The organism is Ruegeria sp. CG11 (assembly GCF_056537245.1).
Genome location: NZ_JBQFRE010000016.1, coordinates 41,258 through 67,741 on the forward strand (window position 1 = coordinate 41,258; position 26,484 = coordinate 67,741).

General features: G+C 55.8%; 20 protein-coding genes and 1 pseudogene. 15 read left to right on the forward strand and 6 right to left on the reverse strand.

All coding sequences use genetic code 11. From position 1 onward, the window contains the following. Window position 1 precedes the first annotated feature (1 nt). The 9 genes from ACR0KW_RS20245 to ACR0KW_RS20285 all read left to right on the forward strand — a co-directional run bounded on the left by ACR0KW_RS20245 (window position 2) and on the right by ACR0KW_RS20285 (window position 11,283). The gene (locus ACR0KW_RS20245; protein WP_480806609.1) at window positions 2-1,606 is read left to right on the forward strand and encodes a thiamine pyrophosphate-dependent enzyme; all 1,605 of its coding nucleotides are present in this window, start codon (window positions 2-4) and stop codon (window positions 1,604-1,606) included. Between the two features lie 19 nt (window positions 1,607-1,625). Continuing rightward, the gene (locus ACR0KW_RS20250) at window positions 1,626-3,110 is read left to right on the forward strand and encodes an aldehyde dehydrogenase family protein (RefSeq protein ID WP_480806633.1); all 1,485 of its coding nucleotides are present in this window, start codon (window positions 1,626-1,628) and stop codon (window positions 3,108-3,110) included. Window positions 3,111-3,242: 132 nt separating this feature from the next. Continuing rightward, window positions 3,243-4,910: an alkaline phosphatase family protein gene (locus ACR0KW_RS20255; protein ID WP_480806610.1), complete on the forward strand. Its 1,668-nt coding sequence runs from the start codon at window positions 3,243-3,245 to the stop codon at window positions 4,908-4,910. A gap of 104 nt (window positions 4,911-5,014) precedes the next feature. Continuing rightward, window positions 5,015-5,845: a universal stress protein gene (locus ACR0KW_RS20260; protein ID WP_480806611.1), complete on the forward strand. Its 831-nt coding sequence runs from the start codon at window positions 5,015-5,017 to the stop codon at window positions 5,843-5,845. Window positions 5,846-5,929: 84 nt separating this feature from the next. Continuing rightward, on the forward strand, window positions 5,930-6,877 hold the full coding sequence (locus ACR0KW_RS20265; protein WP_480806612.1) for a tripartite tricarboxylate transporter substrate binding protein: 948 nt from the start codon (window positions 5,930-5,932) through the stop codon (window positions 6,875-6,877). A gap of 51 nt (window positions 6,878-6,928) precedes the next feature. Continuing rightward, entirely contained in the window at window positions 6,929-7,354 is a 426-nt protein-coding gene (locus ACR0KW_RS20270) for a tripartite tricarboxylate transporter TctB family protein (RefSeq protein WP_480806613.1), read from the forward strand. 11 nt (window positions 7,355-7,365) lie between these two features. Beyond that, entirely contained in the window at window positions 7,366-8,892 is a 1,527-nt protein-coding gene (locus tag ACR0KW_RS20275) for a tripartite tricarboxylate transporter permease (RefSeq protein ID WP_480806614.1), read from the forward strand. Between the two features lie 497 nt (window positions 8,893-9,389). After that, the gene (locus tag ACR0KW_RS20280; protein WP_480806615.1) at window positions 9,390-9,842 is read left to right on the forward strand and encodes a transposase; all 453 of its coding nucleotides are present in this window, start codon (window positions 9,390-9,392) and stop codon (window positions 9,840-9,842) included. Window positions 9,843-10,284: 442 nt separating this feature from the next. Further along, window positions 10,285-11,283, forward strand: coding sequence for a hypothetical protein (locus ACR0KW_RS20285; RefSeq protein WP_480806616.1), 999 nt, complete (start codon window positions 10,285-10,287; stop codon window positions 11,281-11,283). Here the strand turns inward: ACR0KW_RS20285 and ACR0KW_RS20290 are convergent. Continuing rightward, on the reverse strand, window positions 11,258-12,811 hold the full coding sequence (locus ACR0KW_RS20290) for a winged helix-turn-helix domain-containing tetratricopeptide repeat protein (RefSeq protein ID WP_480806617.1): 1,554 nt from the start codon (window positions 12,809-12,811) through the stop codon (window positions 11,258-11,260). The genes ACR0KW_RS20285 and ACR0KW_RS20290 overlap by 26 nt on opposite strands. Before the next feature lie 168 nt (window positions 12,812-12,979). On the opposite strand from ACR0KW_RS20290, the gene ACR0KW_RS20295 reads away from it, so the two are divergent. The 3 genes from ACR0KW_RS20295 (at window position 12,980) to ACR0KW_RS20305 (ending at window position 16,320) form a co-directional block, all read left to right on the forward strand. Next, a complete protein-coding gene (locus tag ACR0KW_RS20295) occupies window positions 12,980-13,936 on the forward strand; it encodes a homocysteine S-methyltransferase family protein (RefSeq protein WP_480806618.1) in 957 nt (318 codons plus the stop codon). A 125-nt stretch (window positions 13,937-14,061) separates the two neighbouring features. After that, window positions 14,062-14,319, forward strand: a complete 258-nt coding sequence (locus ACR0KW_RS20300) for a DUF1127 domain-containing protein (protein WP_480806619.1) — start codon at window positions 14,062-14,064, stop codon at window positions 14,317-14,319. Window positions 14,320-14,568: 249 nt separating this feature from the next. Beyond that, the gene (locus ACR0KW_RS20305) at window positions 14,569-16,320 is read left to right on the forward strand and encodes an adenylate/guanylate cyclase domain-containing protein (protein WP_480806620.1); all 1,752 of its coding nucleotides are present in this window, start codon (window positions 14,569-14,571) and stop codon (window positions 16,318-16,320) included. Window positions 16,321-16,554: 234 nt separating this feature from the next. Here the strand turns inward: ACR0KW_RS20305 and ACR0KW_RS20310 are convergent, their stop codons facing one another. The 5 genes and pseudogenes from ACR0KW_RS20310 to ACR0KW_RS20330 all read right to left on the reverse strand — a co-directional run bounded on the left by ACR0KW_RS20310 (window position 16,555) and on the right by ACR0KW_RS20330 (window position 21,840). Then, window positions 16,555-16,761, reverse strand: a complete 207-nt coding sequence (locus ACR0KW_RS20310; protein WP_480806621.1) for a hypothetical protein — start codon at window positions 16,759-16,761, stop codon at window positions 16,555-16,557. 672 nt (window positions 16,762-17,433) lie between these two features. Next, entirely contained in the window at window positions 17,434-19,359 is a 1,926-nt protein-coding gene (locus ACR0KW_RS20315) for a DUF3604 domain-containing protein (RefSeq protein WP_480806622.1), read from the reverse strand. Window positions 19,360-19,710: 351 nt separating this feature from the next. Then, a complete protein-coding gene (locus ACR0KW_RS20320) occupies window positions 19,711-20,016 on the reverse strand; it encodes a YciI family protein (protein ID WP_480806634.1) in 306 nt (101 codons plus the stop codon). A 174-nt stretch (window positions 20,017-20,190) separates the two neighbouring features. Beyond that, window positions 20,191-20,577 (reverse strand): annotated as a pseudogene (locus ACR0KW_RS20325) (integrase core domain-containing protein); the annotation flags it as partial. A gap of 33 nt (window positions 20,578-20,610) precedes the next feature. Then, window positions 20,611-21,840, reverse strand: a complete 1,230-nt coding sequence (locus tag ACR0KW_RS20330) for a helix-turn-helix transcriptional regulator (protein WP_480806623.1) — start codon at window positions 21,838-21,840, stop codon at window positions 20,611-20,613. Between the two features lie 175 nt (window positions 21,841-22,015). Here ACR0KW_RS20330 and ACR0KW_RS20335 point away from each other — a divergent pair, with 175 nt between their 5' ends. From ACR0KW_RS20335 to ACR0KW_RS20345, 3 genes are all read left to right on the forward strand, one after another. Beyond that, the gene (locus tag ACR0KW_RS20335) at window positions 22,016-24,139 is read left to right on the forward strand and encodes a hypothetical protein (protein ID WP_480806624.1); all 2,124 of its coding nucleotides are present in this window, start codon (window positions 22,016-22,018) and stop codon (window positions 24,137-24,139) included. A gap of 96 nt (window positions 24,140-24,235) precedes the next feature. Further along, complete coding sequence (locus tag ACR0KW_RS20340) at window positions 24,236-25,612, forward strand: tetratricopeptide repeat protein (protein ID WP_480806625.1); 1,377 nt, start codon at window positions 24,236-24,238, stop codon at window positions 25,610-25,612. A gap of 548 nt (window positions 25,613-26,160) precedes the next feature. Beyond that, the gene (locus tag ACR0KW_RS20345; protein ID WP_480806626.1) at window positions 26,161-26,352 is read left to right on the forward strand and encodes a hypothetical protein; all 192 of its coding nucleotides are present in this window, start codon (window positions 26,161-26,163) and stop codon (window positions 26,350-26,352) included. Window positions 26,353-26,484 lie beyond the last annotated feature (132 nt).

Genomic DNA, 26,484 nt, shown 5'->3' on the forward strand with positions numbered 1-26,484 from the left:
CATGACCACCAGAATGACGGGCGGGGAAGCCGCCGTCCTTTCGCTCCACAACCTTGGTGTCGAGACCGTGTTCGGTTTGCCCGGTGTGCAGAATGACTGGCTTTACAACGCGTTCTATGATCACCATGACAAGTTTCGGATCATCCATACGCGTCACGAACAGGGCGCGGCGTACATGGCGCTCGGCGCGGCCTTGGCCACGGGCGAAACCAGCGTGTTCAACGTGGTGCCTGGGCCTGGCATCCTGAATGCTAGTGCGGCTCTGTCCACGGCCTATGCCACCAATGCCAAAGTGATGTGCCTGACTGGCCAAATTCCGTCGCACAAGATCGACCGGGGTATGGGCGATCTGCATGAAATCAACGATCAGTTGGGTATCCTGAAACGCCTGACAAAATGGGCTGAGCGGGCGAACAGCCCCGCCGAGATTCCCGGCCGCATCAAGGAGGCCTTCGCCCAGATCGGTTCCGGACGCCCTCGACCCACGGCGCTGGAAATCCCAATGGATGTGCTTGCGGCGAAGGGTCCGGTGAACCTGGACGCAGGCGAGGTGACGCCGGAACAGCCGCCTCTGGACGAAGAAGGCCTGAACCAGGCGGCCGTGATGCTGGCTGGTGCTGAGAACGTGATGATCTTCGTGGGCAGCGGAGCAATGGATGCCAGCGAGGTGGTTCGCCAACTGGCCGAGAAACTTCAGGCGCCCGTTGTGGCCTTCCGAAACGGACACGGCGTGGTCGACAGCCGCAGCCCGCACGGTTTCCATATGCCCGCCGCCCGCCCGCTTTGGGCAAAGACAGATGTCGTTCTGGCCATCGGCAGCCAGATGCGTATCCCGATGGAGAAATGGACCCAGAGCCACCGCCCCGAAATCATCCGCATCGATGTCGATCCGGTTAGCCACACGGTTTTCTCCCGCCCCGAGCTTGCCATTACGTCACGCGCCGAAGAGGCGGTGCCTTTCCTGCTGGAACGGCTTGAGGGTTACAGGCGCTCATCACGTATTGAGGAGTTGCAGGAAGCCAAGGCTGCCTGGGCAAAGAAATCGGCGGTGCTGGAGCCCCAGCAAACCTATCTGCGCATCATCCGCGAAGAACTGGGCGAAGACGGGATCTTTGTGGACGAGCTGACGCAGGTCGGGTTCGCCAGCCGCTTTGCCTACCAGAGCTACAAGCCGCGCACGTTCATCTCGACCGGGTATCAAGGCACATTGGGTTACGGGTTTCCGACCGCACTGGGTGTCAAAGTGGCCCGCCCGGATGTGCCGGTCCTTTCCATCACCGGCGATGGCGGCTTCATGTTCGGGGTGCAAGAGCTGGCAACTGCTGTGCAGCACAAGATCCCGTTGGTCACCATCCTGTTCAACAACAACCAGTTCGGCAATGTCCAACAGATGCAGAAGAACGATTATGGCGGCCGTATTATCGCCACCGATCTGGTGAACCCGGACTTTCCGCGCATGATCGAGAGCTTCGGGGCGCAGGCCTTGCGGGCTACGGACGCAACTGAGCTGCGCGCTGCGATCCGACGCGGATTGGCAACAACCGACGGCCCCACCGTGATCGAGGTTCCGTTCGAAGAAATGCCCAGCATCGACCAGTTCCGATAGGAGCCAGACAGTGACACAGTTGGAACAGGACAAGATCGACGCCTTGCGCGCACTCGACGCTCCAATAGGGCACAACATCATCGGCGGTCGATTCCTTTCGTCGGCATCCGGGCGTGAGATGCCGGTCAGCAGCCCAATTGACGGGACGGCGCTTGGAACCCTTCCCGACAGTGATGTGGAAGACATCGATCGCGCGGTAGCGTCTGCTCGTGCGAGCTTTGAGGCGGGCGTCTGGTCTTCACTTGCCCCTGCCGCACGCAAGAAGGTGCTGTTGAAATGGGCGGACCTGATCGAGGGTGAGGCCCTGAGCCTCGCCGTTCTGGGCGCGCGCGACAATGGCACCGACATTCGCATGGCTTTGATGGCCGAGCCGACATCTGCCGTAGGTACCATCCGTTATTACGCCGAGGCTATCGACAAGATAAACGGCGAGGTCACACCTACGCCGTCTAATGTCTTGTCGCTGGTCCAGAGGGAACCGGTGGGTGTGGTCGGCGCGGTCATTCCCTGGAACTTTCCGCTGATGATCGGCGCGTGGAAGATGGCGCCCGCACTTGCGGCGGGCAATTCGGTAGTCCTCAAACCTTCGGAGGACGCCAGCCTGTCGACGATCCGTGTGGTCGAACTTGCACTTGAAGCCGGGCTTCCGCCGGGCGTGCTAAATCTGGTGACGGGACAGGGTGCAACAGCGGGCAAAGCCTTAGGACTGCACATGGATGTCGATGTGCTGGCCTTTACTGGTTCGGGAGTGGTTGGCCGAAAACTGATGGAGTACTCGGCGCGATCCAACCTGAAACGGGTCTATTTGGAACTCGGCGGCAAGTCCCCCAACATCGTCTTTGCCGATGCACCCGATCTTGAGGTGACGGCAGCCCAGACAGCCGCCTCGATCTTCCGCAACAACGGTCAGGTTTGCGTTGCGGCCTCGCGCCTGGCGGTCGAGCGATCTGTTTATGACGAGTTCATGGAGAAGCTGCGCCAACATGCCGAGGCACTGCACGTAGGCGACCCGCTTAAACTGGATCATACCACCGGCGCGCTGGCCAATGCTGCGCAACTGGACAAGACGAAAGCGGCAGTGAAATTGGCGTTGGAACAAGGCGCCATATTGGTCACCGGCGGCGAGGCATTACACACCGGCACCGGCGGGTTCTATCACCAGCCCACCATTCTGACGGATGTCACACGCGACATGAGCTTGGTGCAGAACGAGGTCTTTGGCCCCGTACTGGCGGCGCGAGCTTTTGACACTGAAAATGAGGCGGTCGAGATCGCCAACGAAACCGTCTACGGGCTGTCCTCGGCGGTTTGGACCTCGGACCTGTCGCGGGCGCACCGGATGGCTGGTCGCATAAAATCCGGTCAGGTGCATGTGAACTGCTTCGCTGGCTCGGACATGACATCCCCTCTGGGTGGTGTGCGCCAGTCGGGGAACGGTGCGGACAAGTCCCTGCATGCGCTGGAAAAGTACGAGAACTTCAAGGCGACATGGATCCAGCTATGACCGCACAGGCACCCTTTGCCCGGGACCGGGGAATGAACCTTATCGGCGACGCACTGGCGGCAGAGTTTCGGGGCGCTGCGCGGCTTCTCACAATCACCTGACCTTGCGGGCGGATCACATTCGGAGAGCGACATGGCCAAGGCTAAAAACATCCTGTTCATCATGTTCGACCAACTGCGCTGGGATTACCTTGGCTGCTACGGTCACCCGCACCTGCACACGCCCAACATCGACCGGCTGGCGTCAATGGGTGTGCGGTTTGATCGGGCTTACATCCAGTCTCCGATTTGTGGGTCGTCGCGCATGTGTTTCTACACGGGCCGCTACGCGCACAGCCACGGTGCGACCTGGAACACTGTCCCGCTGAAAGTCGGAGAGCAGACGCTGGGCGACCACTTGCGCAAGGCCGGTATGGGCTGCTGGCTGGTGGGCAAGACCCATATGGAGCCCGATCTGGAGGGCATGGAGCGCCTTGGCCTTAGCCGTGACACCATTATCGGTGCGCGTGTTGCCGAATGCGGCTTTGACGTGTTCGAACGAGATGACGGAATGCGCCCCGAAGGACCAGCGGGCCTGTATGATCCCGGCGGCGCGTTGAAATACAGCGAATACCTGTCGGAGAAGGGCTACGACAGCGACAACCCTTGGCATGACTTTGCAAACTCCGGGCTGGATGAAGACGGGAATGTGTTGTCCGGTTGGTTCCTCAGGAACTCTCCGCTTCAGGCCAACATCGCCGAAGATGACAGCGAAACCCCCTATCTGACCCGCCGGGGCATGGCGTTTATGGAGCAGGCGGGTGACGAACCCTGGTGCATGCACCTTAGTTACATCAAGCCACACTGGCCCTACATCGTCCCCGCGCCCTATCACGACATGTATGGTCCCGAACATGTTCAGGCCGCCCAACGCTCGGAAGAGGAACGCGAGAATGCGCATCCGGTAATGGACGCCTTCATGAAAAGCCGGGTCAGTCAGGCCTTTGCCCGCGACGAGGTGCGTGATGCGGTGATCCCGGTCTATATGGGGCTGATCAAGCAGATCGATGACCAGATGGGCGTGCTGTTCAAATGGCTTGAAGACACGGGGCGCATGGATGACACGATGATCGTGCTGACCTCGGATCACGGCGATTTTCTCGGCGATCACTGGCTGGGCGAAAAGTCATTTTTTTATGAGAGCTCGATCCGAGTGCCGTTGATCATTTATGACCCCTCGCCCGAGGCGGACGCCACCCGAGGTACCGCGTGCGATGCTTTGGTGGAAAGTATTGATCTGGCTCCGACATTCCTGGACTTGGCAGGCGGTGAGCCCGCAGACCACATCCTCGAAGGGGAATCCCTGTTGCCGATCCTGCATGGCAAAAAACCTGATACGGATCGTGAGGCAGTGTTCTGCGAGGTCGATTTCACCACCAACAACGAGGCCGTTTTATTGGGAGCCACCCCGGACCAAGCCGTGGTCTTCATGGTTGCGACACGCCGATGGAAGCTTATCCACTTTGAAACGGGACACCGGCCCATGTTGTTTGACCTGCAGACCGACCCGGAGGAGTTGGTGGACCTTGGCGCCTTACCCGAACATGGCGACACGATCCGCAAGATGTATGACCTGCTGGGTGCATGGGCCCGGCGGTTATCGCAACGCACAACGGTTTCCAAGAAACGGCTGGAAGAAATCCGCGCAGAAAAGGCGGACACCGGCGTGATGATCGGCGTCTGGGATGAAAACGATGTCCCTGCAAGGCTGACGACAAAATACACCGGACGCCGGGCCAAGGACATGCGGCAACCGGAATAGAGGCCTTCTTGTCATATGTTTCAGTGGACAGGCAGGAATTCATTCATACGTTAACTTGTTTTTCAACTCATCCCGGTTGCGGGTGGCGAGTTGGGAGGCAAGGCATGACACTGAAAAACCTGCTGGTTGCCTATAACGGCGGCGAAGCATCGGATACCGCCTTGCATCTGGGCGCCTTGATGTCGCGAAAATACGATGCCCATCTGACCGGCATCGTTGCGCATGGCGTGTCAAACATTGTACAGAACTTCCCCCCCTGGCTGGCACAGAAGGTGGCGGCTTCTCTGGATGACATCATCGCTGGTCGGGTGACGGAACTCGAAGACAGATTTCGCAGCTATCTCGATGGCAAGGTCGATCCCGACAAACAGCACTGGATCGATGTCCATGCCGATCCGGATCGGACCATTTCCTTTTACACGCGGATGTTCGATGTCACGGTTCTTGGACAGTATGAAAACTTGCCTGCCGCCGACGAATATACGCTGCACCCTGATCGGATTGCGCACGCAAGCGGCCGACCGATCCTGGTGGCGCCCAAGCGGTTTCGGCCGACCGAAATCAACGAAAGTGCCGTGATCGCTTGGGATGGTAAGCGTAATGCGTCCCGCGCCCTGTTCGACGCCATGAACATCCTGGAAACCAAGCGGATGGTGACGATCGTCACGGTGGGCGACAAGAGTGCTCACCGTGAAACCAAGGGCATCGATCTGCCGACGCTGCTGGCACGCCACGGTGTCGAGGCAAAACACGTCGTGGTGCCGAGGGGATCAGGCGGAACCGCCCGGACGATCCTCGACTTCTGCATGGAGCAGAAAACGGGACTTTTGGTCATGGGTGCCTTCGGTCACTCGAAACTTTCCGAGGACCTGTTTGGCGGGGTCACGAAACACATCCTTCGAGAGGCTGAAATACCCGTTTTTGTCTCTCATTAATGCAGGCGGGCAGGCCGGTCCGGAGGAGAACCAACGACCTGTTCCGCAAGCAAGATCCAAAGACACCTTGAAAGGGAGGAAACCATGAAGCTGAAACGGACAATCACCGGGTTTGTGGCCGGGGCATTGATGGCCTTTGCCGGAGGTGCAATGGCCGAAGACTGGGAGCCAACCGGTACACTGCGCCTGCAGATCGGCTTTGCCGCTGGTGGATCGACCGACACGATGGGCCGCGTCATTGCCAAGGTTATGAAAGAACAAACCGGCTGGAACATCATTGCCGAAAACAAGACAGGCGGCGGTGGCGTCGCCATGTTCACCGGCATCGCGAAAATGCCGCCCAAAGGGAATGTCATCGGCCTGGGTGTCAATATGCCTGTCCTGATCAATCTCGTGAAGCGCGGCGACCAGCTTGGCTTTGATCTCGACAGTTTCGAATATCTCGGCACTGTATCGCGGGCTCAACTGGCGCTGATCGCCCGGGCTGATGCACCGTTCGACGATCTCGCTGGCATGATCGAGTATTCCAAGGCAAATGACGGGTTGGCCATCGGCTTTGGTGCCCCGCCACAGAAGCTGTTGATGGAGGTGGTGAACCGCGAAACAGATGCAAATCTCCGCTTTGTGTCGACCAAGGGCGAGGCCGAAACCCAAAAGCTGATCCTTGGCGGGCAGGTGATGGCCGGGTTCTCTGCCGGTACTCACATCAAATACCTCGAGTCGGGTGACTTCAAGATGATCGCCAGCGCCAATGACGCCCGCCACGACTATGCGCCGGACGTGCAGACGGTGCGCGAAGCTGGGATCAGCGCCTATCTCGACCCTTACTTCTATTTTGCTACGACTGCCGGCACCGATCCCGCCGCTGTCGCGGCCCTGACCAACGCGCTCGAAAACGCAATGGCTACGGATGAAGTGGCCGAGATCGTGCGCAACGCCGCAACGACCGAAGTCCTGAACCTCGGCGCCGAAGGCACCGAAAAGATGATGGTCGACGGCGTGGAGAACGTCAAAGTCCTGTTTGGACAGTAACTGACATCCCCGCTGAACAAGCTTCGGCGGGGGCATTTTCAGGAGGGCACCATGAAGATCAACGCAGACCGCGCTTCCGGACTTTTCTTTCTGCTGTTTGGATTGGCGCTCTATCTGTTCATCATACCAACCTTCGTCGAACAGGTGGAAGGTGGCTGGGTTCACCCTGACACCGTTCCCAATGCTGTTGCCATCGTGTTGAGCCTCTGCGGAGCCTTGTTGATACTGCGCCCCACGAAACACCACACGCAAGAGGCAAGCGAATTCGTCCGGGCCGGACTCTACTTCGGCCTGCTTATGGTTGGTCTTGTTCTCATGGGCCGGTTTGGCTTCGTCTATGTCGCCCCCATGATTGCGCTGGCGATCATGTTACTTATCGGCGAACGACGTCCCTTCTGGCTGGTATGTGGGGTCGTGGGAATGCCCGGCGCGATCTGGTTTCTGGTCGTGCAGGTCCTCGACCGGGCCTTGCCCTGAGGAGAGTGGACATGGTTGATCTTTCCACAATTCTGGCGGGCTTTGCCGATGCCTTCACAATTTGGAATTTGGTATTCGTCCTGTTCGGCGTCGTCGTCGGCCAGTTCGTTGGCGCAGTCCCCGGAATCGGCCCGGTGATGGCCATGGCAATCGCCATCCCGTTTACTTTCGGTCTCGACCCGCTGCCTGCCATTGCTTTTTTGGTCGGGGTAAACAAGGGAGGGCTGGTTGGTGGCGCCGTGCCTGCGGTCCTCATGAATACGCCCGGCACACCCGATGCGGCTGCCACGGCCATGGACGGCTATCCGCTCGCACGGGATGGCAAGCCGCTGAAGGCCACTAAGATGGCGCTGTTTTCTTCGGTGACCGGGGACTCCTTCAGTGATCTGGTCCTGATCACGGTTTCAGCGCCCTTGGCAATTCTCGCCCTGCGCATGGGACCCGTTGAAGTCTTTGCCCTGATGGTCTTTGCATTTTCGGTGCTTTCCGGGCTTATCGGCAATTCGCTAATCAAAGGCATCATCGCCGCCGCCCTAGGTCTGCTCTGCGCATCCGTCGGGACCGACCCCGAAAACTACACGCCTCGCCTGATCTTTGGGATGTTCGATTTCTACGACGGGCTGCCCCTGGCATCGGTTGCCATCGGAACGCTGGCCATTGCAGAAATCCTGCGCCGGCTGACGAAGATGTCCGGCGAGGTGAAGCCCGCGGTCGAAGTCAAGGACACCGGCAATCCGCAGGACATGCGCGTGTCCTGGGCGGAATACTGGGCCTGCCGCTTTACCATGCTGCGGGGTGCGATGATCGGAACCGTTCTGGGTGCACTACCCGGGATCGGATCAACTGCGGCGGCTTTCATGTCCTATGCTTCTGCCAAAAGCGCATCGAAGGATCCCGGTTCGTTCGGTAAAGGCAATCTGCACGGCATCGCCGCTGCAGAATCCGCGAATTCGGCGGTTGTGGGTTCCAACCTCATTCCCCTTCTGACTCTCGGCATTCCTGGTAGCGTCGGTGCTGCCTTGATCATCAGTGCCTTCATGATCCATGGTATTCAACCTGGCCCGCTTCTGTTCCAAGATCAGGGTCGCCTGATCTATGGACTGTTTGGCGCCATGATCATGGCAAATTTCCTGAACTTGTGGGTTGGCCAAGTGGGCCTGCGATTTTGGGTCAAAGTTGTTTCGGCGCCGGAATCCATCATCTTCGCTTCAGCGCTGCTGCTCTGCATCGTTGGTGTTTCGATGGCAACCGGAGGCATTTTCGGCGTGATTGTCATGCTGGTCTTTGCCGGGATCGGCTATCTGATGAGCAGCTTCGGTTACTCGGTTGTGATCTTTATCATTGCCTTCTTTCTAGGACCACGCTTTGAGATCTCGCTTTCGCAGAGCCTTGCTTTGATGAACGGCGACTGGACACGGATAATCGAGTACCCGATCGCGCTACTCCTGCTACTGGTATCGATCATATCGATATGGTGGTTCCTTAGGCGTTCAGGGCCAGACACAACTAAATCATCACAAGTCACCGCCGAGGACTGAGATTAGGGCAAAGGTGCTATCGTCGAATACTCATTTGTTTTAGGTTCGGTTTTGCTAGCGCAGCGAATGTCTCCTCTGACGGACCGCACCGCAGAATCCCACCAGTCCAACAAAGGTCGGCTAAGGGCCGTTCGATACAATCCGATAAGTGGGCGGATACACATCAATGGCCCGCGGCAAATCTGCGTTTTCCCAAATGGTCCCTAGGGTCGCCCAAAAAGAGGGCATAACGTCCGTTTTTCGTGGAGATCTATAGAGCCATACCTTATTTACAAATTGTGAAGTCGCCCTGCTGTACTGAACTGTCTCCGTATGGTGTACGTTCCATGGGTTCACATAGATAGGTCAGCAGAGCGCAACCTCACCTAAATTCCCAAACATCGTTGATGCAACCTGACCTTTCGAGCATGTTGCGTCATTTAGCGCCGTCGCGGCGGATGTCTGAATATGAGCACGCGATTGGTGAAGTCGCACCAGCCGAATGCCGGATATACCATATGACCACCGACCTTGATGCGGAGATCCAGAAATACGCAATGGATTGCCCACTGGCACGGCGTCTGACACGCGTGCCTGGGGGTGGGTCTATCGTGGCCCTGAGTTTTATTGCCACCATTGACGACGCAACACGTTTCCGGAGCCCGGTGGATGTCGGTGCGTACTTCGGATTGACGCCGAGGCGCTACCAATCGGGCGAGACCGATTGGTCCGGCCGCATCTCTAAGCGCGGCGCCCTCGACATGCGCAATTTGCTCTTTGAAGCTGCAAAAATACTAATCCAACGGGTCGCAAAGTTCAGCCCATTCAAGGGTTGGGCAATGCGGGTTGTGCAACGCAAAGGGCTCAAAAAGGCGACGGTTGCAACTGCGCGCAAAATAGCGGTCATCTTGACGCGGCATTGGCGAGATGGAACCAAATTTGACCAAACAAAGGAGGCCTTGCCTACATGATTTGAAACTCAGAGTTCTGCAAACTGCGGAATCTGGTCCTGTCGGGACGGAGGCAGGATGACCTTGTGATGCAAAGTCGCGGCACATTTCCAGGTGACTTCGCAGCGGACTTTTGGAAGGCATCCCATCACCGACGCAGTAATGGGGCGGCTCGTTCAACCCCGGAGAGAACCATGAGCCCGACGCGACCTGAAGCCGTCCTTGAATTCGAAGTCGCAGATAGAAAACTTTGCAAAATGTCCCGCGAATTGTTCGGAGCGGACGCCCCACGGAATACGTTTTAAGGGGGTTTCGCGCATATAACTGCCGCACACAAAGCGATTGCCGACAACCATTTTGGCAGCGTTGACCAACAGGTTTATTTAAACAAACATCGAAGTGGACAGAAAACCCGACAGGCAAGGATGGTCAGCTGACACGCTCCTTCTATATCGCGTTAGCGGTGACAATTCTGAACACGATGCCGATTTGGCTGGCTGAACTGGCCGCCAAAAGCGGGATTTCCGAAGTTGTGGTCGGCCTGCTGGCCAGCGTTGTCCTGCTGACCGCCGCGATCGGATGTGTGATTGGTGCTGTCGCCGGACATGTTTTGCCGCGGGTCGCCGGGGCTGTTGCGTGCATCGGAATTGCCGCTGCTGCGATGGAGCAAACCATTGCGACGGCGATACTGTTTGTCGGCGCAGCTATCGTCGGTTTGTCGCTGGGCATCGTTTTGGCTGTGCCTCTGTCGCGCAGTTCCGGCGTAGCCAGTGTTTTGCGAATGATCAGCAATGGAATGGCGATCGGCTGTGCCGCTTCATTCGTTCTGTTGGCTGGAGTCCATGCAACCGGGATATCAATGCTGTTTCCCTTGGCCCTTCTAGCGGCGATACAGGCCATCCTGCTTCTGCTGTATCTGCCCGCTCCAGGTAAACGCTATGTCCGGCACTTCAACTGGAAACAGGATCTTAGTCTGTTGCCGTTCTTTATCTGCATGGGCGCCTACTGGGCTTTTCTGGAAGTTTTTTCGATAGAACAAGAGCTTGGCAGCCTTAGCGCCTGGCTGGCGGCGAGCCTGTGGCTTTCTGCGCTGGGGTCGATTCTTGCCGGCATTATCCTAGACCGGCTGAGGCTTCACGCCCAGATAGTTGGTCTGTTACTGGCCGCCTTTGCAGGTGGGCTGACCTATCTTTCAAGTTCCGAACTGCTGATGGGCGCGACGATCCTTGTCAACGCATTCGGCCTGTTTCTGTTTTTCCCGCTTTACCTGGACCGAACTGACGCCCCGGCGTCAGGCATGGCACGCTACCTTTTGGGGTTTGCAATTGGTGGCGGAATGGGGAGTCTGGCGATTGCCATGGGCGGCTATCCGGCCTTGGCCAGCGCGATTGTCATTTCGGGCTTGATCGCTTTACCCGCCCTGATGCGCGTGCGACCTAAGTCGGATATTCCGGGATTCTAAGCCCCGCCTTGCGCCATCCTCGAACAGCCATCTCTCCGTGTTCCGGGGTGATACCGGTCATCGCAAGCTCTTCATAGACGACGTCTTCGAAGATCGGAAACATTTCCCGCATGACTGCGGCTGCCGCTTGGGCTTTTTCTGTGTTGCCCAATTCGCCATGAAGCCATGCCAGATGTGCCTGGTACCAGAAGAAATCCGGCATCGGCACTTTCTCGATCTCAATCAGTGCAGCCTCGGTAAACCCCTGCGATGCATAGAGCCAGCACCGCGCATAGTGATACCAGCCTGGATGGACGGGGCTCAGATCAATCGCCCGGTCCAGTAGTTCGACCGCTCGATCATATTCGCCCAGAAACAGGTGACAGGAGCCGATCTCGGCCAGAACATCGCAATGGCCGGAATTCAGCTGGAGCGCCCGATCCGCGGCAGCCCTGAACCTTGCTATGTCCATCTGGTAGAAAATGGTCAGCGCCAGGGTCATTTGCGCAAAGGCGTTCAAACCGTCACACTCGACCGCCCTTCCGGCTGCCTCGGTTGCGAGTGCCAAGGCGTCGACATCTGGTCGCTGGTTGATGTGATAGCGGTACTCTTCCAGCAACAGCATGGCATAAGCAGCCCACCCATCTGAGGAATGGGTGTCTTTTTCCAGCGCGACCTTTAGCCTGTCCCGGATTTCGGCATGTATCGAATGATCATAGGATCTGTAATACTCGTAAAACTGCGCAACGAGAAAATAGGTCTCCCAGAAATGCGTGCGCCCGGCAGGTAGTGATCTAGCCACCTGCTTTGCCATCAATCCGTGGCGGCTGCCAAGACGGCCGGCAATGAGAGCGGCGATGTCTTCCTGAATCTCAAACAAATCTTCGGGCCCGCCACCGCGATCGAATTGTTCGGTCGCTACCAGTCTGCCGCCGCTGGCTTCGGTTACTTGCACAGTCACGCGCAACTGGTTTTGCGACCTTCTAATGCTGCCTTCGACCACGTGGGTGATGGCATATCGTTCCGACATTTCCGCGTTCGAAACCTTTTCTGCCGCCAGCTGTGCGGTTGTGCGATGGGACAGCAGCGTAAGTTCGCGAAACCGGGACAGGTTCGTGATCGCGTCTTCTGTCAGACCTTCGGCCAAAAAAGCGTCGTCGGTGTTTGTGCCCAGACTTTTGAATGGAAGAACCGCGAGGACAATACCATCAGACGTTGGCGCGTTTCGCGTGTCGGCAACGGGCATTTCGATTTCCGCGACAAAGCGGAACCCTGCGCCATGTACAGTTCGGATCGTGTGCTGATCCCGCCCTGTGTCGCCAACCGCCTGCCGAGCTTCTTTCATCGCGGTCGACAAGGTCGCATCAGTGATGAACCGGCCCTGCCACACCTGCTCGACCAGTTCATCTTTCAAAACCACCCGATCCCGGTTTGAAATGAGATATTCAAGAATTTGCAGGGTTTGCGGCGTCAGGCTTCCAGCGACACCGCCACGAGATATCTGAAAAAGATCGGTATCAATCGTGCAATCATTGAACTCGTACTTCATTTCCCAAAAAACCGGTCCTGTTGCGAACAATTCCCGTTTGTCTCAAGCCTACCCCTCATACTTTCTCAGGAAAAGCTCAGATGCGGCTCGAGGTTCAAAATTGGGGCGCTGCTATTCCCGTTTCATCCCAAACGGCCCGCAAAAGGGCCCAGAAACAGGAGAATGGCAATGAAATACCGAAACGCACTGCCCCAGTTGAACGGCACCCAGATGCTGGCCGATGGCGGGCTGGAAACGACCCTGGTCTTTCACGACGGGATCGATCTGCCGCTCTTTGCAGCGTTCAAGGCACTGGACAGCCAGGTCGGCATTGACGCTATCGACCGGTACATGCGCGGATTTGCCCAACTGGCGGTAAACAACCGTCGCGGCTTTGTCATGGACACACCGACATGGCGCGCCAGCCCCCGGTGGGCAGCCGAACTGGGCGTGGACCACGATCAGCTCAAGGAGGTTCATCGCGAGGTCATCGCCACGCTTGTAAAGATGCGTGAAGAACATGAGCAACCGGAGTCTCCCTTTGTGATCAATGGGGTGATCGGGCCGCATAGCGACGGCTACGCCCCGAGCGAAATCCTGAGCGATTCCGAAGCTGAAACCTACCACCGGACACAGGTGGAATGGTTCGCTGAGATGGGCGCAGACATGGTTTCGGCCATAACGATGACCTATGCTGACGAAGCCATTGGCATCGTACGTGCCGCACATCAGGCCGGCATTCCCGTGGTGATCTCATTGACCGTCGAGACCGATGGGCGCCTGCCTTCGGGTCAGGGGCTGCGCGCTGCCATTGAACAGGTCGACGCCGCCACTCAGAGCGCCGCGGCCTATTTCATGATCAATTGCGCGCATCCTGATCACTTCCGCTCGGTTCTTGAGCAGGGCGGCGACTGGACAAAGCGTATCATGGGTTTGCGGGCCAATGCATCGCGCCTTTCACATGCCGAGCTTGATGCTGCGGAAGAACTGGATGACGGAAACCCGCAGGAATTCGGTGAGCTTCATCAGGAACTTGCAAAGATTCTGCCCAATCTGACCGTTATCGGCGGGTGCTGCGGCACCGACCACCGTCATGTCGAGCATGTTTGCAAAGCGGCCCGGCAACCTACTACCGAAACCGTCTGACCGGCGTTTCGGATCACACAAGTCCGGGCCGCTTTCGCCAGTTTTCCCTCGCAAAATTGCGGAGGTTCGGCAGCACAGTGGTTCGGGCGAAATCGGCGCAAACGTACCAAATTCAGGAGGCCAAAATGACAATTGATCGTAGTTCTATTTCCCAACCGCAGGGCGTGTTGTTTCGTCCAGAGGGAGGAGCAAGCTCGCCAGTTAAGAAACTGTACAACCTGTTTTCACACCTGGGCATGGCCGCAATCCGCGAATACCGAATTCGGCGCGATATCCGACATGTTTCGCAGTTTGACAAACGCCTGTTGAAAGACATCGGCCTGGAGCCGGATCAGTACACCGACGCCTTGCGTTACGGGCGTGACGCATATTGGAGGGTATAAGGGTTCGCACGCGAAGGAAGGCGCAAACAACCGCTGGCCAAGGATCTTCGGGGCGTGCTCAACAAGTTCAGAGCACGCCCCAATTTCAAAATGATGACAAGCTCGATGACACGGTTGAGCCAGTCTGAACTGGGGCGTGGCTAAACATCCGGAATAGTCTGAGAAAAGAAACTCGCTTAGTGCCCGGACTTCAATTGAGTTGGATTCTCGTCACTTCCAGCGGTATTCTGGTGGCGATAGGAGGTCGTCTTGGAACGCCGGCTTGCCGCCATTTTAGTTGCCGATGTGGTTGGTTACACGCGCCTTATGGGGCAGGATGAAGCCGGCACTCTCGAGTGTTTGAATGCTGTTCGCAGCGAAGTAATCGAACCACTTATTTCCCAATACCATGGTCGAATTTTCAAGCTCGTCGGTGACGGGATGTTGGTGGAGTTCGCCAGCATCGTCGACGCCGTCGACTGTGCGATCCAATGGCAAAAGGTCCTAATTCAGGAAAGGAGAGCGGGTGAAGGACACAGACGTCTAAGTTTTCGCATCGGGCTTAATCTTGGCGACGTCATTGTCGACGGCGAAGACCTTTTGGGAGACGGTGTCAACATAGCCGCTCGACTTGAAGCCCGGGCTGAACCAGACGGTATCTGCCTGTCCGAAGATGCCTATCGTCAGGCTAATGGAAAAAGCAATGCCGAGTTCAAGGACTTGGGCAAACTTGAACTCAAAAATGTGGATCAACCCATTCGCGCTTATAGCATAACGTTGGGCGGTGCCGATCCACCAAGAGATGTTTCGCCAACACCGATTGCGGCTACGAAGAAACCCTCCATTGCAGTTCTTCCGTTCCACAACTTGAGCGGTGAAACAGATCAAGAATATTTCGCCGATGGTGTGTCGGAAGACATCATTTCCGCACTGTCCCGTAACCGATGGCTGATGGTCATCGCCCGCAACTCAAGCTTCGCTTACAAAGGTGAAGCGACAGACCTGAAGAAAATCGGCGGGCAACTCGGGGTACGCTATGTGCTCGATGGAAGTGTTCGCAAAGGAGGAAACCGGGTCCGGATTGCCGCTCAATTGATCGATGCAGCATCTGGAAAGCAAATCTGGGCCGAGCGGTATGATCGCGTCCTCGAGGATATTTTTGCAGTCCAGGATGAAGTAACCGCAGCCATTGTAGGAGCCATTGCGCCTGAATTGGACAAGGCAGAGCAGCAACGGGCGACATCCAAGAAGTCCGGTAACCTGAACGCATGGGATGTCTATCAACGAGGCATGTGGCATCTTTATAAGCGGACCAAAGAAGACCTGATGGAGGCGCGTACGCGGTTTGAGGCAGCTCTTTCACAAGATCCCAACCTATCGCTGGCATATTCCGGATTGGTGGATGCTTACTACTATGAAGTGGTGCTTGGTCTGGCGGATTCTCCTGCAGAGAATTGCGAACGTGCACTGCAGGCGGCCCGGATGGCGGTAGAATTGGACCCCGATGACGCCGCCGCGCACTGCGCTATGGGAAAGGCCCGGATCGTTGCTCGCGAACACGAAAACGCTATTCCGGACCTCAAGCTGGCCATTGAACTCAATCCCAGTCTTGCTTGGGCTCATTACGGTCTCGGCGCTGCCGCAGTGTTTTTGGGAAATGCTGATCAGGCTATTCCACATTTGGAAGACGCCATTCGCCTGAGCCCCCGCGACCAGCATATGGGATCATATATGGTGAGGTTGGCAGAGGCGCACTTGTTGAAACGCGACTACAGGCTGGCGATTGAATGGGGAAGGAGAGCGCTTCAACAACAAGGATTCCAGTGGTCCCGCTACTCTGTCGTTCTCGCCGGCCTGGGCTACTCAGGCAAAACTGAGGAAGCTGCGCGTTTAATCACCGAGTGTTCAGCCCGCCGACCTGACTTTTCTGTTTCAATGGTCCGACGATGTCATCTCTACACACACGCCCCAGCGCTCGAACACTATCTGCAAGGCTTACGAAAGGCCGGGTTGCCGGAATGATCTGTTTTGCTCAACAACCGACTTTGAAAGCCCATTATTGAGCAATGGCTTTTTTGCGCTATCCGTGAGTTCGCGACCGCAAACAATTTACAGCCGCGGCGAATGTCTGAATTGCGGGCTTCAAGCGCGGCATACGAGGACTGTGTTGGATGTTGGCTATGGGCCGTCTGTACTTGATTACAAATCCCGCTCCACTCAATGAATGGTTCAGAATTCCGGTCAATTGCTCTGCAATCAGGTCGTGATTTCGGATAGTCGTGACCACGACTGCAAGGTCACCGGCAAGGTAAGCGCTGCTTCTGCAAACTCCCACGAATAGCTGACAATCGAAAAGATCATTCCAGGTGTCGCATCCAGGTTTTGCGTCGCGAACCACAGGTTGAACAGGATCAAACTTATCAGCAAAGCAAAGATCACGCCGTACAGTATGGCTTGGCACATCCGCATTTCATGGTTTCAAATCTGTGAAATTTCATTGGCGATAAACTAAGGTATAGGCCGCATAAACCAAGGTTCAATATTGCCTAAACAGCCTCATTATCGCCCTTTTTGACCCTTCAAGCCCAATGCTGAGTGTGCAAGCAAATGCGCATTGAAGGGGTGACGCAGGGTAACCAACTCTGCTCGCGCACAACAAAAATCTTTAGCCAGATGGGGCAGAATACACGCAGGTAGAGCAGAGGGTACTCGCGTTCGCGCGCGGGGGACGTCTAACCAAGTGGAAGGGAAAAGTGGCGAGCATTGCGCCCTCGCTGTTCTTGTACTCCGCCTCGGTTTTGGCCGTCTCGGCAGGGTCCTCACTGGCAGAGGTTGTCAATGGGCCGTCCGCGATCGGGTGCTAAAACGATCCTGAGCAGATGCCGCACTGCCTCCGATGTCCACAACGAGCCCAAAGCAGACGCCAGTGGTTAGCGGAGCGAATTCCAGTTGGAAACACAAAGCTAATGGACCAATCGATTCCAACTCGATTGGTCCGCGTCAATCGGCCAACGGTATCCACCGCAATGCCCATTTGGCGCGCATGTTCGCGGTAGAGACCGGATTTGATCCTCCCTCATAGAAGAAGGGCGGGAATAGTACCCCGCCCTTCTTCCACTCAAGAGCGAACAGATGTCAGCCCGGTGTATACCAAATGGGTGAGGTGTAGGCCCGCTCCTGATGGATCAACAGTCCTTCTTCAGGCACCTCTGCCCCCAACCGGACGCGGTCATAGGCCAGCCAGGTTGGCGTCGGGATTTCGAGAACGCGAACGTAGTAAAACGCTGGTTGCGCAGGATCGAAGTCCGGATCCTCCCAGTGACCTGCGAGGTACGCCCGTCCGATATCATTGGTGTAAGTGGCGTTCTCCACGTCAACGGTTGAGCCGATGGGGTCCAGCTTCCCATCAGCATCGACGGCCCGATCACCCGCCCACGCGACCTCGAAAACCCGCTCTTGCGCATCTCCATTGTCGTCGAGCCAGGCTTTGACAATCTGGACGCGGTCGAGATTTGCACCGTCCGGGTCACGAAGCGCCCTGATGACAAACCGAGGCGCGGCACCATCGGCCGCTGCGATCAGGTCTCCGCCCATCGGTACGCCGCGAATGTACCCCTGATCTCCGAAATCCGGCAAATGTACGTCAGCTGGTTCGAAATCCCATCCGCCAAAGACGCGAACGGATATCCGCGTGCCTGTCGTTGCATAGGTTTCCTTGCGCGCCATGGCATCCCACAGCGCTTCACGAGTGTTTTCGCGTGCCCAGATCCCTTGGAGGCCGGATGCAAGGGACTCCCAATGGCGGATTGTAATTGAACCGTCATTGCCTTCACGCCTGTCCGTTACAACCACGTCTTCGTACCGTTCTTCTTCCGTCCCCGGTTCAACACCCGAAAACTTGCCGAAATAGTTTTCCTCGCGTGTCGTGGACAGGGATGTGTGGCTATCCGTTGCGCCAACCATACCGAATTTGAACGGGTTCACACCGAGTTGAGACTGTTGCTCAAGTCCGACCTTGAGCGCGGAACGCGCATATTCGAACTCCAGCATCTCCGGGGTTTTGGCATTGAAGCCAAAATCACCCTTGTCCCAGTTGTAGTAGTCGGCAAACTCGTCATTTGGCGACAGGAACGGGTGCGCCTCTCCATCCCCCTTTATCTGGGTCACCTCGTAAAGGGGTTCCCACCGCATACGCCGTGCGGCGTAGTCTGCGTCTATCGGTTCGCCGTTCATGCGCTCAACGGCGAACATAAGGCCGTTGGAAAGATTGCCGTTATGCGGAATGGCGAGCGCTTGACCGCCTGTCAGTTCCTCGTAGCGTTCCAGATAGTCCCAAAGATCTTCGGGATCGGTGCTGTCGAAGGTCGAGAACGGAATGACCTGCCTGGCCTCTTCCGCGCCATCGCGGAAGACGACAACACGGTGCAAGTTTCTGGCGTCCGGCGAAGAAGTCCACTCGAATCCATGGAATGCCGTGAAGACACCCGGCTCGTTGTGCCTGTCGACGTCATCTACTATCCGGTCCCACATGCTACCAACCAGTTTGGGATTGGGCAGCAGGTCGGTCCCTGTCGCAATGCCTTCCTCCCCCCATCTGGCATAGGCGCCCCAGGGATCACCGGCCTTGACAAGATCGTGGACTTCCCGGCCAAAAGGTATCCGCAGCAAATCGGCATTGGACTCCTCAATCAAAAGCGCCAGTCCGAGGTTCTCCGCATGATCGGCGATAACCAGGAAATCCAGCGGCCTTACCAGCCTTGCGCGCTCGCCGAAGGACGCAACGACCATCTCGCCTTTTGCGAAACGTAATGCGTCGTCCGGGCCAAGCCGGTTGCCGATCATACCAGCGTCCGTCGAGTAGGATGTGTGCAGATGCGTGTCGCCCCAAAAGACCTGGCGAGGGTTCGCTTGGTGTAAGTAAGGAGAGTATTCTGGAGCGCCAATCGCTGCTTGGCTTTCCTGTGGTGATATTTCTTGCGCAAACGATGGTGCTGCGCAAAGAAGCGCTGCGGAAGCCAAAAGCACTGATCTCATAGCGTTTCCTCTCATATGACGGTGCATCTAAGGGGTGCTGTGCGAGTTCCGCATAGCATCAAAAGTCGTCGCAAAATGGTGCTGCCTTGGAGAGTAACAACGAACTGCTCATAGGGCTATGCCGTTGCATCGTTTGAACGAAAGTGCCGCACAATCAACCATTGGGTACGGGCAGCCGACAGCGACAAGCCTATTGCGAGGCGGGCCATTGCCTAGCTCGCGAGGGCCCTTCCCGATAAAAATGGTGAGGTGAAAAGTGGTCATTCGTTTTTCGGAAGGCAACGGCAACTTTGTCCGCACATACCGGACGCTCCGCACGGCTGAACAACTGTGTGCTTGTTGGAGGTCGTCAATTGTCCGCTAAGGGCTATACCTACGTTAGCACGAGAGTTGAGAAACCGTCATTGATGGCCGAAATTCTGTGATGGTGTATCGCGCCAGTTGTTTTGCGTGGAACGGGTCAGCGGCCAGAATTTGTTCGAGAACTTCGCGAGTTTTGACTGTGGCGATGATCACACCACCGGTGCGAGGCACCTTTGGACCAGATGCAATGAAGTGACCAGAAGCATAATTTTCTTCGAGAAATTCTACATGAGCGTCAAGCTCAGGTTCAATTTCTTCAAATGATGCGATGTAATGAAGGTCAACAATGAAAAGGTTTTGCTCGGAAGGCATCAAGGTCATCTTATCCACGCAGATATCTTTGCGTATTCAGGATGTTGATCAATCGCACCTCGAACAGTGAATGGCAACTAAGTCCGCACAGCCGACATTGGGTCAGAATTGTCCGTCGTCAGTGATTTTGGGACAGATGGCGCTCTGATCTAAGAAAGAGTGTGGCTCATCTGGTTGGATTGATTATGCGGCGGATTTGCTGTGAAGCAAGCGCCGGGTTTCGATGGTCTTTCGTTTGATCCTTTCTCGTTGTTTCAGAATGGTCTGGCCTCGTCCGAAGTGGACGTCAGCGGGCGTAAGATTCCGCAGGCTTTTGTGGTGGCGCCGGTGATTGTAATACTCGACGAAGGCGTCAATCTGTTGCGTGAGATCGCCAGGCAGAAAGTAGTTTTCCAACAAGATGCGGTTCTTGAGGGTCTGATGCCAGCGCTCGATCTTACCTTGGGTTTGCGGATGATATGGCGCGCCTCGGATATGATCCATTTTCTGATCTTCCAGCCAATCGGCCAGTTCGCTAGAAATTTAGCTGGACCCGTTGTCGCTGAGCAGACGCGGTTTGTGCAACACGGTTGAACCAAAACCAAGTATGGCGCTTCCTCTGGGTCAATCTGGTGGATATTCGACGGGTAGATCAGCACTCATCGCCAGGCGGACAAGCTGGCTTTGGGAGTTGGTGCCGGTCTTGTTCATGACCGAAGCAAGCTGATTGCGTGTGCTGCCCTCGCTGACATTGCGTTGCTCGGCGACTTCGCTTACAGATGCGCCATTTACAAGCAGTTCACACACTTCAGCTTCGCTGGCCGTCAGACCGCAAATTTCTCGCAGTGATGTAACCGACAAGTGGTCCTCTGAAGCAGGGTCCTTGACGATCAGAGCTGCAAAGCCTTCCGCTTCGGGCGCGCCGGTCAAGAGCGGCGCGAGCGCACAGAGGTTGGCCACGTAAGGCAACTTCTTGGACGGGCGATCGACGGTGAACCGGATATCACCTCCACTATCAAACCGGCCCGAGGTGATTTCGCGGAGCCCTGAATGGAAGTCCGCTTGCGCATCTTGGGCAATGGCAGAGGTACGCAATATCCCGGCCCGGCTGAGGGACAGCCCATCGCCTTGCTGAAGGATGCCGTCCAGCCGGTTGTTTTTGTGAATCAGCTCGCCGGCAGCAGTCAAAATGCCGATGCCGACCTTCATTCTGTCCAGAACAGATGCAACAGCATTGAATCGAACCTGTAGCAACCTGAACGGTCGCAGCATTTCCAAAGCCGCTGCGAAATGTTGCAAATAGATGGTCAAATCCTGGGACCATCCAAGATTGAAACCCGGATGCCCGGTCGGAAAGTTCAATGCCATTACGTCAGAGAATACTGGCGTTTCGGATAAGCGGGCTACGCACCGTCGTTCAACCCCAAGGTGTTCGCTGCTCCAGACGTTCGCCGGAATCTCTGAGGACGGCACTCCGTAACCCTCCTCATCCGTAACAAACTGGAATCGTTTCCGGGTTGCCAGCCCACTCTGAATGATCATCTGCTCTGCAGGAGCGAATTTTTCAATGAACTCCTGCGTTTTAGCCGCACGCACCGGGTCCAGGTGGTATGGGCTAAGATATACGCCACTCAGGACAGGCTCTGCGTGGTCATTCAGCAGCACTTGTGCCGCCGCTGCCCCGTAGCGCGCGGCAAATTTTTCAAGCGGATGAGAGAATGGGGAACTGTCCGTTACCGATCGGTAAATATGACTGATGAGGTCATGGTCTACTATGTTCATCTCTGCCTGTACTTCTTGGGTCTTTCCGTAAGTTTGGACCGCAAGGACAGCATAAGGCTTTGTATCAGGCAAGAAATTTCCACAGTATGTGCCAAATTGCACATGAAAGACGGATGCCTTTCCATTGAATATATGCATTCTGGTGATTGTGGATGCGGTTTGCTCTGTTCAGGTCGCGCGATCTGGAGGTGGGACTGCTTCATTCAGGCCCCCCCTCAAGACAGGCAAAAAGAAAAAGGTGTCGGCTTTGATCGAGCGATTGAAAACACTGGTGAAATTCTGTGCTCTTGCATGTGTTTCTTCCGCAAACATGGTTCTTGCAGAAACGCAAACGAGCTATTCCTTTGAGCTGACAGGCTCGGTGGAAGGGTCTTGCACACCTCTCTTTGGATCGACCGAGCCGAGAGAAGGTCTGGGCATCAAATACAAGGTCGAACTTGAGCTTTCGTTGCTGCTTCAGGAACCGGTCATCACATCCCATCTGGCCTGGGGGCTACAACCTTGGGGAAGTGCGTGTGTCAGACCATACGGGCAATCGGACTTTGTCGAAGTCCGCGACATTGCCGAGATCGACCCTGAAGGCAAAGCGCGGCCCTACAATATCGAGCTTGCTGCACGGATCGACAGTCCCGCCATTTCCGGGGGAACGGTTTATATGCGGTTCAACACCGGGTCCCTGTCCGAAGAACCCGGCGAGCCCAGCTACAACACGCCGGGTGCGCGAAACTGGGACCGCCTGTTTTTCCGCATGTCGAACCAGTCTGCCGAATTTCAGGACGAAACCCTGTATCGGCACCTGACGGAGGACGAGGCAAAAGAAATCTACGCGCAGGGGTTCTCGGTCGGAAAGCTCCATGTTGTCCGCGTGGACTTTGACCTTGTCGTGCTGAAAAAGCACTTCTCTGAACAAGCACGCAAAGCCGAAACCATCACCTCGACAGCCCAGCGTCTTGCCGCCTGGGGGCAGGCGAATATCCCAGATTACCCGGATGTCCTGCCGAAGCGGATTGCGGAGAATGCTCAATTGCCCGGGCCCGAGGCGGTTCGGGAGCAAATAGCGCTGATCAAGCAGATGCAGGAGTATCACAGCAGCGCTACAGCCGCGGGCACCGACCAGGAAAAGGCCGCCACCGAGCAGGTAAATGCCGGGGTGAGCATCTTTCTGGACGGTTTGGACGCCCCCGAAAGCAGCCAATTGCTAGACGTGCTGAACGAGGACCTTGCCGAACAAGCGACGGCCGAGTTGGACCTGATTGCTCTGGCGGAACAAAAGATGTTGGACCGCCTGAACGCGCGAAAGGTCAGTCTAGTCCCTGAATCGCCCTATGAGTTCATCCATTTCCTCTCAGCCGATCAGCAAGCGCCTATTACCATCCCGAATTTTATGTGCGGGGATTGGAAATCCACAGAGTTGGCGGGCACTCAAGAAATTCCTCGATATCAAAGCTACATTAGGGAAAAAATCAACGAAAATAGCACCGGGTATTCGCGGCTGTTTTACATAAACGACTTATTTGTTTGCGCCTTGATCCGTTACAAATTTTTCGGCGGACCAGGTGACAAAGATTGGTCTTTTCAATTGGAGGTTTTTGACCAGAACGGCGCTAAAAAAGCTGAGCGGAAATTATTGCTCCCAGACGGGCATCATGAATTCGGAACGTTACTTTCTGGGGATCCAACGGACAATAGGCTTTTTCTCTTAGTGCACCATGTAAAAGGAAGCCATGAGTACGATGACAAAGGTGCTCGCGCCCATAGTTTCACCTCGGCAATCATCCCAATCGAACCTGCTCTTGACTTCACGTTTCCCTTGCCGGTGAAAGTCGACCAACCCGATTTTGTACGCAACGTCTGGGTTGATGGGATACCCCATCTGTTGATTGGGAGCAAAACACAAGAAACTATCACTCTGACCGATTATGATCTCAATACTTCTTCGCTGATCATACGCAAGGGATCTGGCTTGGAGTTCGACCCAGTCCGGCCATGGATTAGTTTTCTGGGAAAACAAAACTATGTCGTAGAAGTTCTAGGATCCTCTATAAGATCTCACGAAATTGAGTACATAAAGGATGGTCAATCAAGAATTATTAAACAAAGGTCCAACGATGAAACTCGTGTGAATTCTATCAGACTCGGGCGGGATGGCTCTATTCTTGGATACAATTGGGATGAGGAAGAACCAAAAATGTTCTACCGGAAGGATGATTTCTGGACACCTATCGACCGATTTGATGGATGGATCGACGGGTATTTGTTCCGCAAAGAAGAAAATGTACTGGTTCTTTTTGACAGCTATGGAAATGAGATTGATCGCGTGCCCGGGAAAGTACGTTACTGGTATTGGGATAGGATTCTGATGTCGCAATGACAGATCTATTATGGTCGAATTAGCCCTGAAACGCCAAATCAAACCACAACCGGACCCGTAGGGGGTCACACTATTCAAAGCAGGAGTGCTGACGCGATGAAATTTTTTGCTGCAGGAGCCATCTCGGTGCTGCTCGCAACCAGTGCGCATGCAAACCAATGTCGGGACTTTCTGACTGGAAATAACGTGGGCGGACTGGACCCTGCGGACCATCTAGCCTTGTTGGGCGCGCTTGCGGCGGCGCCTGAACACTGCGTTCATTTTGATGAGATCGTTGCGGTCAAATCAGGCGAGGTTGATTGCGACCGTGTGTGGCAGCTTCAGGATCAGCTGGCCGACGCCTCTTTTACAGCTTTGCTTGACGCTGAGCTGGAGCAATGCCCCGAGCCTGCACCTGACACAGGTGCCGAAACGGCCGGAGCTGAGGAAGCCGACGATGTGGACGAAGAAATTCAGGCCTTTCTGAATGGGCCGCTTCTGTCGCGGGACTCGCTTGAGGAACTGGCGAACTTGCCCGTTGGGTCCATCAACCGCGAGCTTTATGGCCGGGAGGTCCACTGCATCAAGGCCGCCGCCGCTCATGGTCAGATGCCTGCTTTCCGGGGCGTGAATTTCAAGGATATCGACGTGGACTTTGCTCTGGCAGCCTGCGAGACGCTGCCGCACGACCCGCGCGCCGACATCCACCCCGAAGCGCTGGCCGCATATGCCCGCGCGCTTTCAAAAGACCAGCAGTATAACCGGGCAAGGGTCATTGCGGAACAGGCCGCAGAAGGTGGCAGCAGTCTGGCCATGAACAGCATGGGCTGGCTCTATGGTGCGGGAAGGTCAGTGGCCGAAGACCAGGAGGCCGCATTTGCCTGGTACAAGAAAGCCTCTGACCTTGGGTTCGGGATGGCGACACACAATGTTGGATCCATGTACGAAAACGGCGAAGGCGTGGCCAAGGACATGTCCAGGGCGTTGGATTACTACCGAAAATCGGCTGACGAGGGTTATCCCACTGCTCAACGTAAGATGGGGCAATTCTACCGAGAGGGTGAATTGGTGCCGCGCGATATGAACAAGGCCATTGCCTATTTTCGGGATGCCGCTGCATCGCGAGACGCGCTTTCGCTGGCCCGACTGGGCTACATAAGAGAGACCGGAGAGTATGGCACCCCGGTTGATCTGGAACGGGCGTTGGTACTTTACGAATTGGCATCAGACCTTGGCAATGCCTGGGCGCAGCACAACGCGGCATCTATGTATTTCCACGGCAACGGGACCGAGCCGGACCTTGCGCGGGCGGCGTATCTGTGGGGCTTGTCAGCTGACCAGGGATACGTGAAATCCCAACGTAAACTTGGTTACCTGATGTTGGAAATCGGGGAGGTTGAAGCCGGGAAAGTGCTGTTGCAATTGGCGGCCGATGAAGGCGACGACGTTTCACAGCGCCTGTTGAACCAACTGAGGCAGCAAAATTCTGATTGAGACCGATACTAAGGTGATCGTCACGTTGTTTTTTTAGACGCCAATAAAGCGGTCAATCTGCGGCGTTAAAAACGCCCACGCCTATGGCACAATCGTTCCAGTGCCGAGGTGTGTTGGCCCAACTCCAATGGCAGGATAGCGAAGCCGAAGTCTGCGAGATGCTTGTAAACGGCACGACCGTCCGTAACATTGCGCTCCAGCGAATTGTTGGTGAAGGAAGCACGTGCAATCAACTTGCGCCCGTTTCGCAGAAAACCGACACCAAATCGCAAAGTCAGCTCATCCGCCTAGCTTTGACCGTCGGTCCGCCAGCGGAAAAACCGAAAACCCGTAAAACACGGACCGGCTTTTGTCAGCCAATCAACCAGTACAGCGTTGATCGAGGTGAAATGCCCCGTTTTTTCTAAAGCGCATGTGTCAAACGGCACATGCGCGTCAAGCTCATTCTTGCCTTTATATTCCCACGTCTGATCGACGCGCAATGGTTGTAAAATCCGCTTAAACGCGCGCGCTTCGAGGGGTGCAATTGTGAAAAGGAGCAAAAAAGAATGAAATTCAAAAAAACGGCAGCACTGGTTTCGGTAGCGTTGATTGCGTCGGCTTCAGCAGCACATGCGGGCTGGCGCACATGCATTCCAGATCGTTGCTCACAGCAGCAGGCAACATTCGATACATTGGAAGAGTGCATTTCTTACCAAAAATACATGGGTAAAGCCTGGGGCAAGTGTTTTAAGGTTTAAGGCAAGAACAACCCCCAGCCGTAAGACACCTCTGGTGAGGGCGCGGCGGGGATGCCACTGAGGCATTCCTGCGACGGAACGGGCGAGCTAAAACAGACAGGTGCCATCTGGTTTCTGCTCGCATACGCTTAT

Excerpts from the sequence above, each read along its gene's own strand:
- ACR0KW_RS20245 (WP_480806609.1), top strand. The coding sequence starts at position 2 with ATGACCACCAGAATGACGGGCGGGGAAGCCGCCGTCCTTTCGCTCCAC.
- ACR0KW_RS20255 (WP_480806610.1), top strand. The coding sequence starts at position 3,243 with ATGGCCAAGGCTAAAAACATCCTGTTCATCATGTTCGACCAACTGCGC.
- ACR0KW_RS20260 (WP_480806611.1), top strand. The coding sequence starts at position 5,015 with ATGACACTGAAAAACCTGCTGGTTGCCTATAACGGCGGCGAAGCATCG.
- ACR0KW_RS20265 (WP_480806612.1), top strand. The coding sequence starts at position 5,930 with ATGAAGCTGAAACGGACAATCACCGGGTTTGTGGCCGGGGCATTGATG.
- ACR0KW_RS20270 (WP_480806613.1), top strand. The coding sequence starts at position 6,929 with ATGAAGATCAACGCAGACCGCGCTTCCGGACTTTTCTTTCTGCTGTTT.
- ACR0KW_RS20275 (WP_480806614.1), top strand. The coding sequence starts at position 7,366 with ATGGTTGATCTTTCCACAATTCTGGCGGGCTTTGCCGATGCCTTCACA.
- ACR0KW_RS20280 (WP_480806615.1), top strand. The coding sequence starts at position 9,390 with ATGACCACCGACCTTGATGCGGAGATCCAGAAATACGCAATGGATTGC.
- ACR0KW_RS20290 (WP_480806617.1), bottom strand. The coding sequence starts at position 12,811 with ATGAAGTACGAGTTCAATGATTGCACGATTGATACCGATCTTTTTCAG.
- ACR0KW_RS20295 (WP_480806618.1), top strand. The coding sequence starts at position 12,980 with ATGAAATACCGAAACGCACTGCCCCAGTTGAACGGCACCCAGATGCTG.
- ACR0KW_RS20300 (WP_480806619.1), top strand. The coding sequence starts at position 14,062 with ATGACAATTGATCGTAGTTCTATTTCCCAACCGCAGGGCGTGTTGTTT.
- ACR0KW_RS20310 (WP_480806621.1), bottom strand. The coding sequence starts at position 16,761 with ATGTGCCAAGCCATACTGTACGGCGTGATCTTTGCTTTGCTGATAAGT.
- ACR0KW_RS20315 (WP_480806622.1), bottom strand. The coding sequence starts at position 19,359 with ATGCACCGTCATATGAGAGGAAACGCTATGAGATCAGTGCTTTTGGCT.
- ACR0KW_RS20320 (WP_480806634.1), bottom strand. The coding sequence starts at position 20,016 with ATGACCTTGATGCCTTCCGAGCAAAACCTTTTCATTGTTGACCTTCAT.
- ACR0KW_RS20340 (WP_480806625.1), top strand. The coding sequence starts at position 24,236 with ATGAAATTTTTTGCTGCAGGAGCCATCTCGGTGCTGCTCGCAACCAGT.
- ACR0KW_RS20345 (WP_480806626.1), top strand. The coding sequence starts at position 26,161 with ATGAAATTCAAAAAAACGGCAGCACTGGTTTCGGTAGCGTTGATTGCG.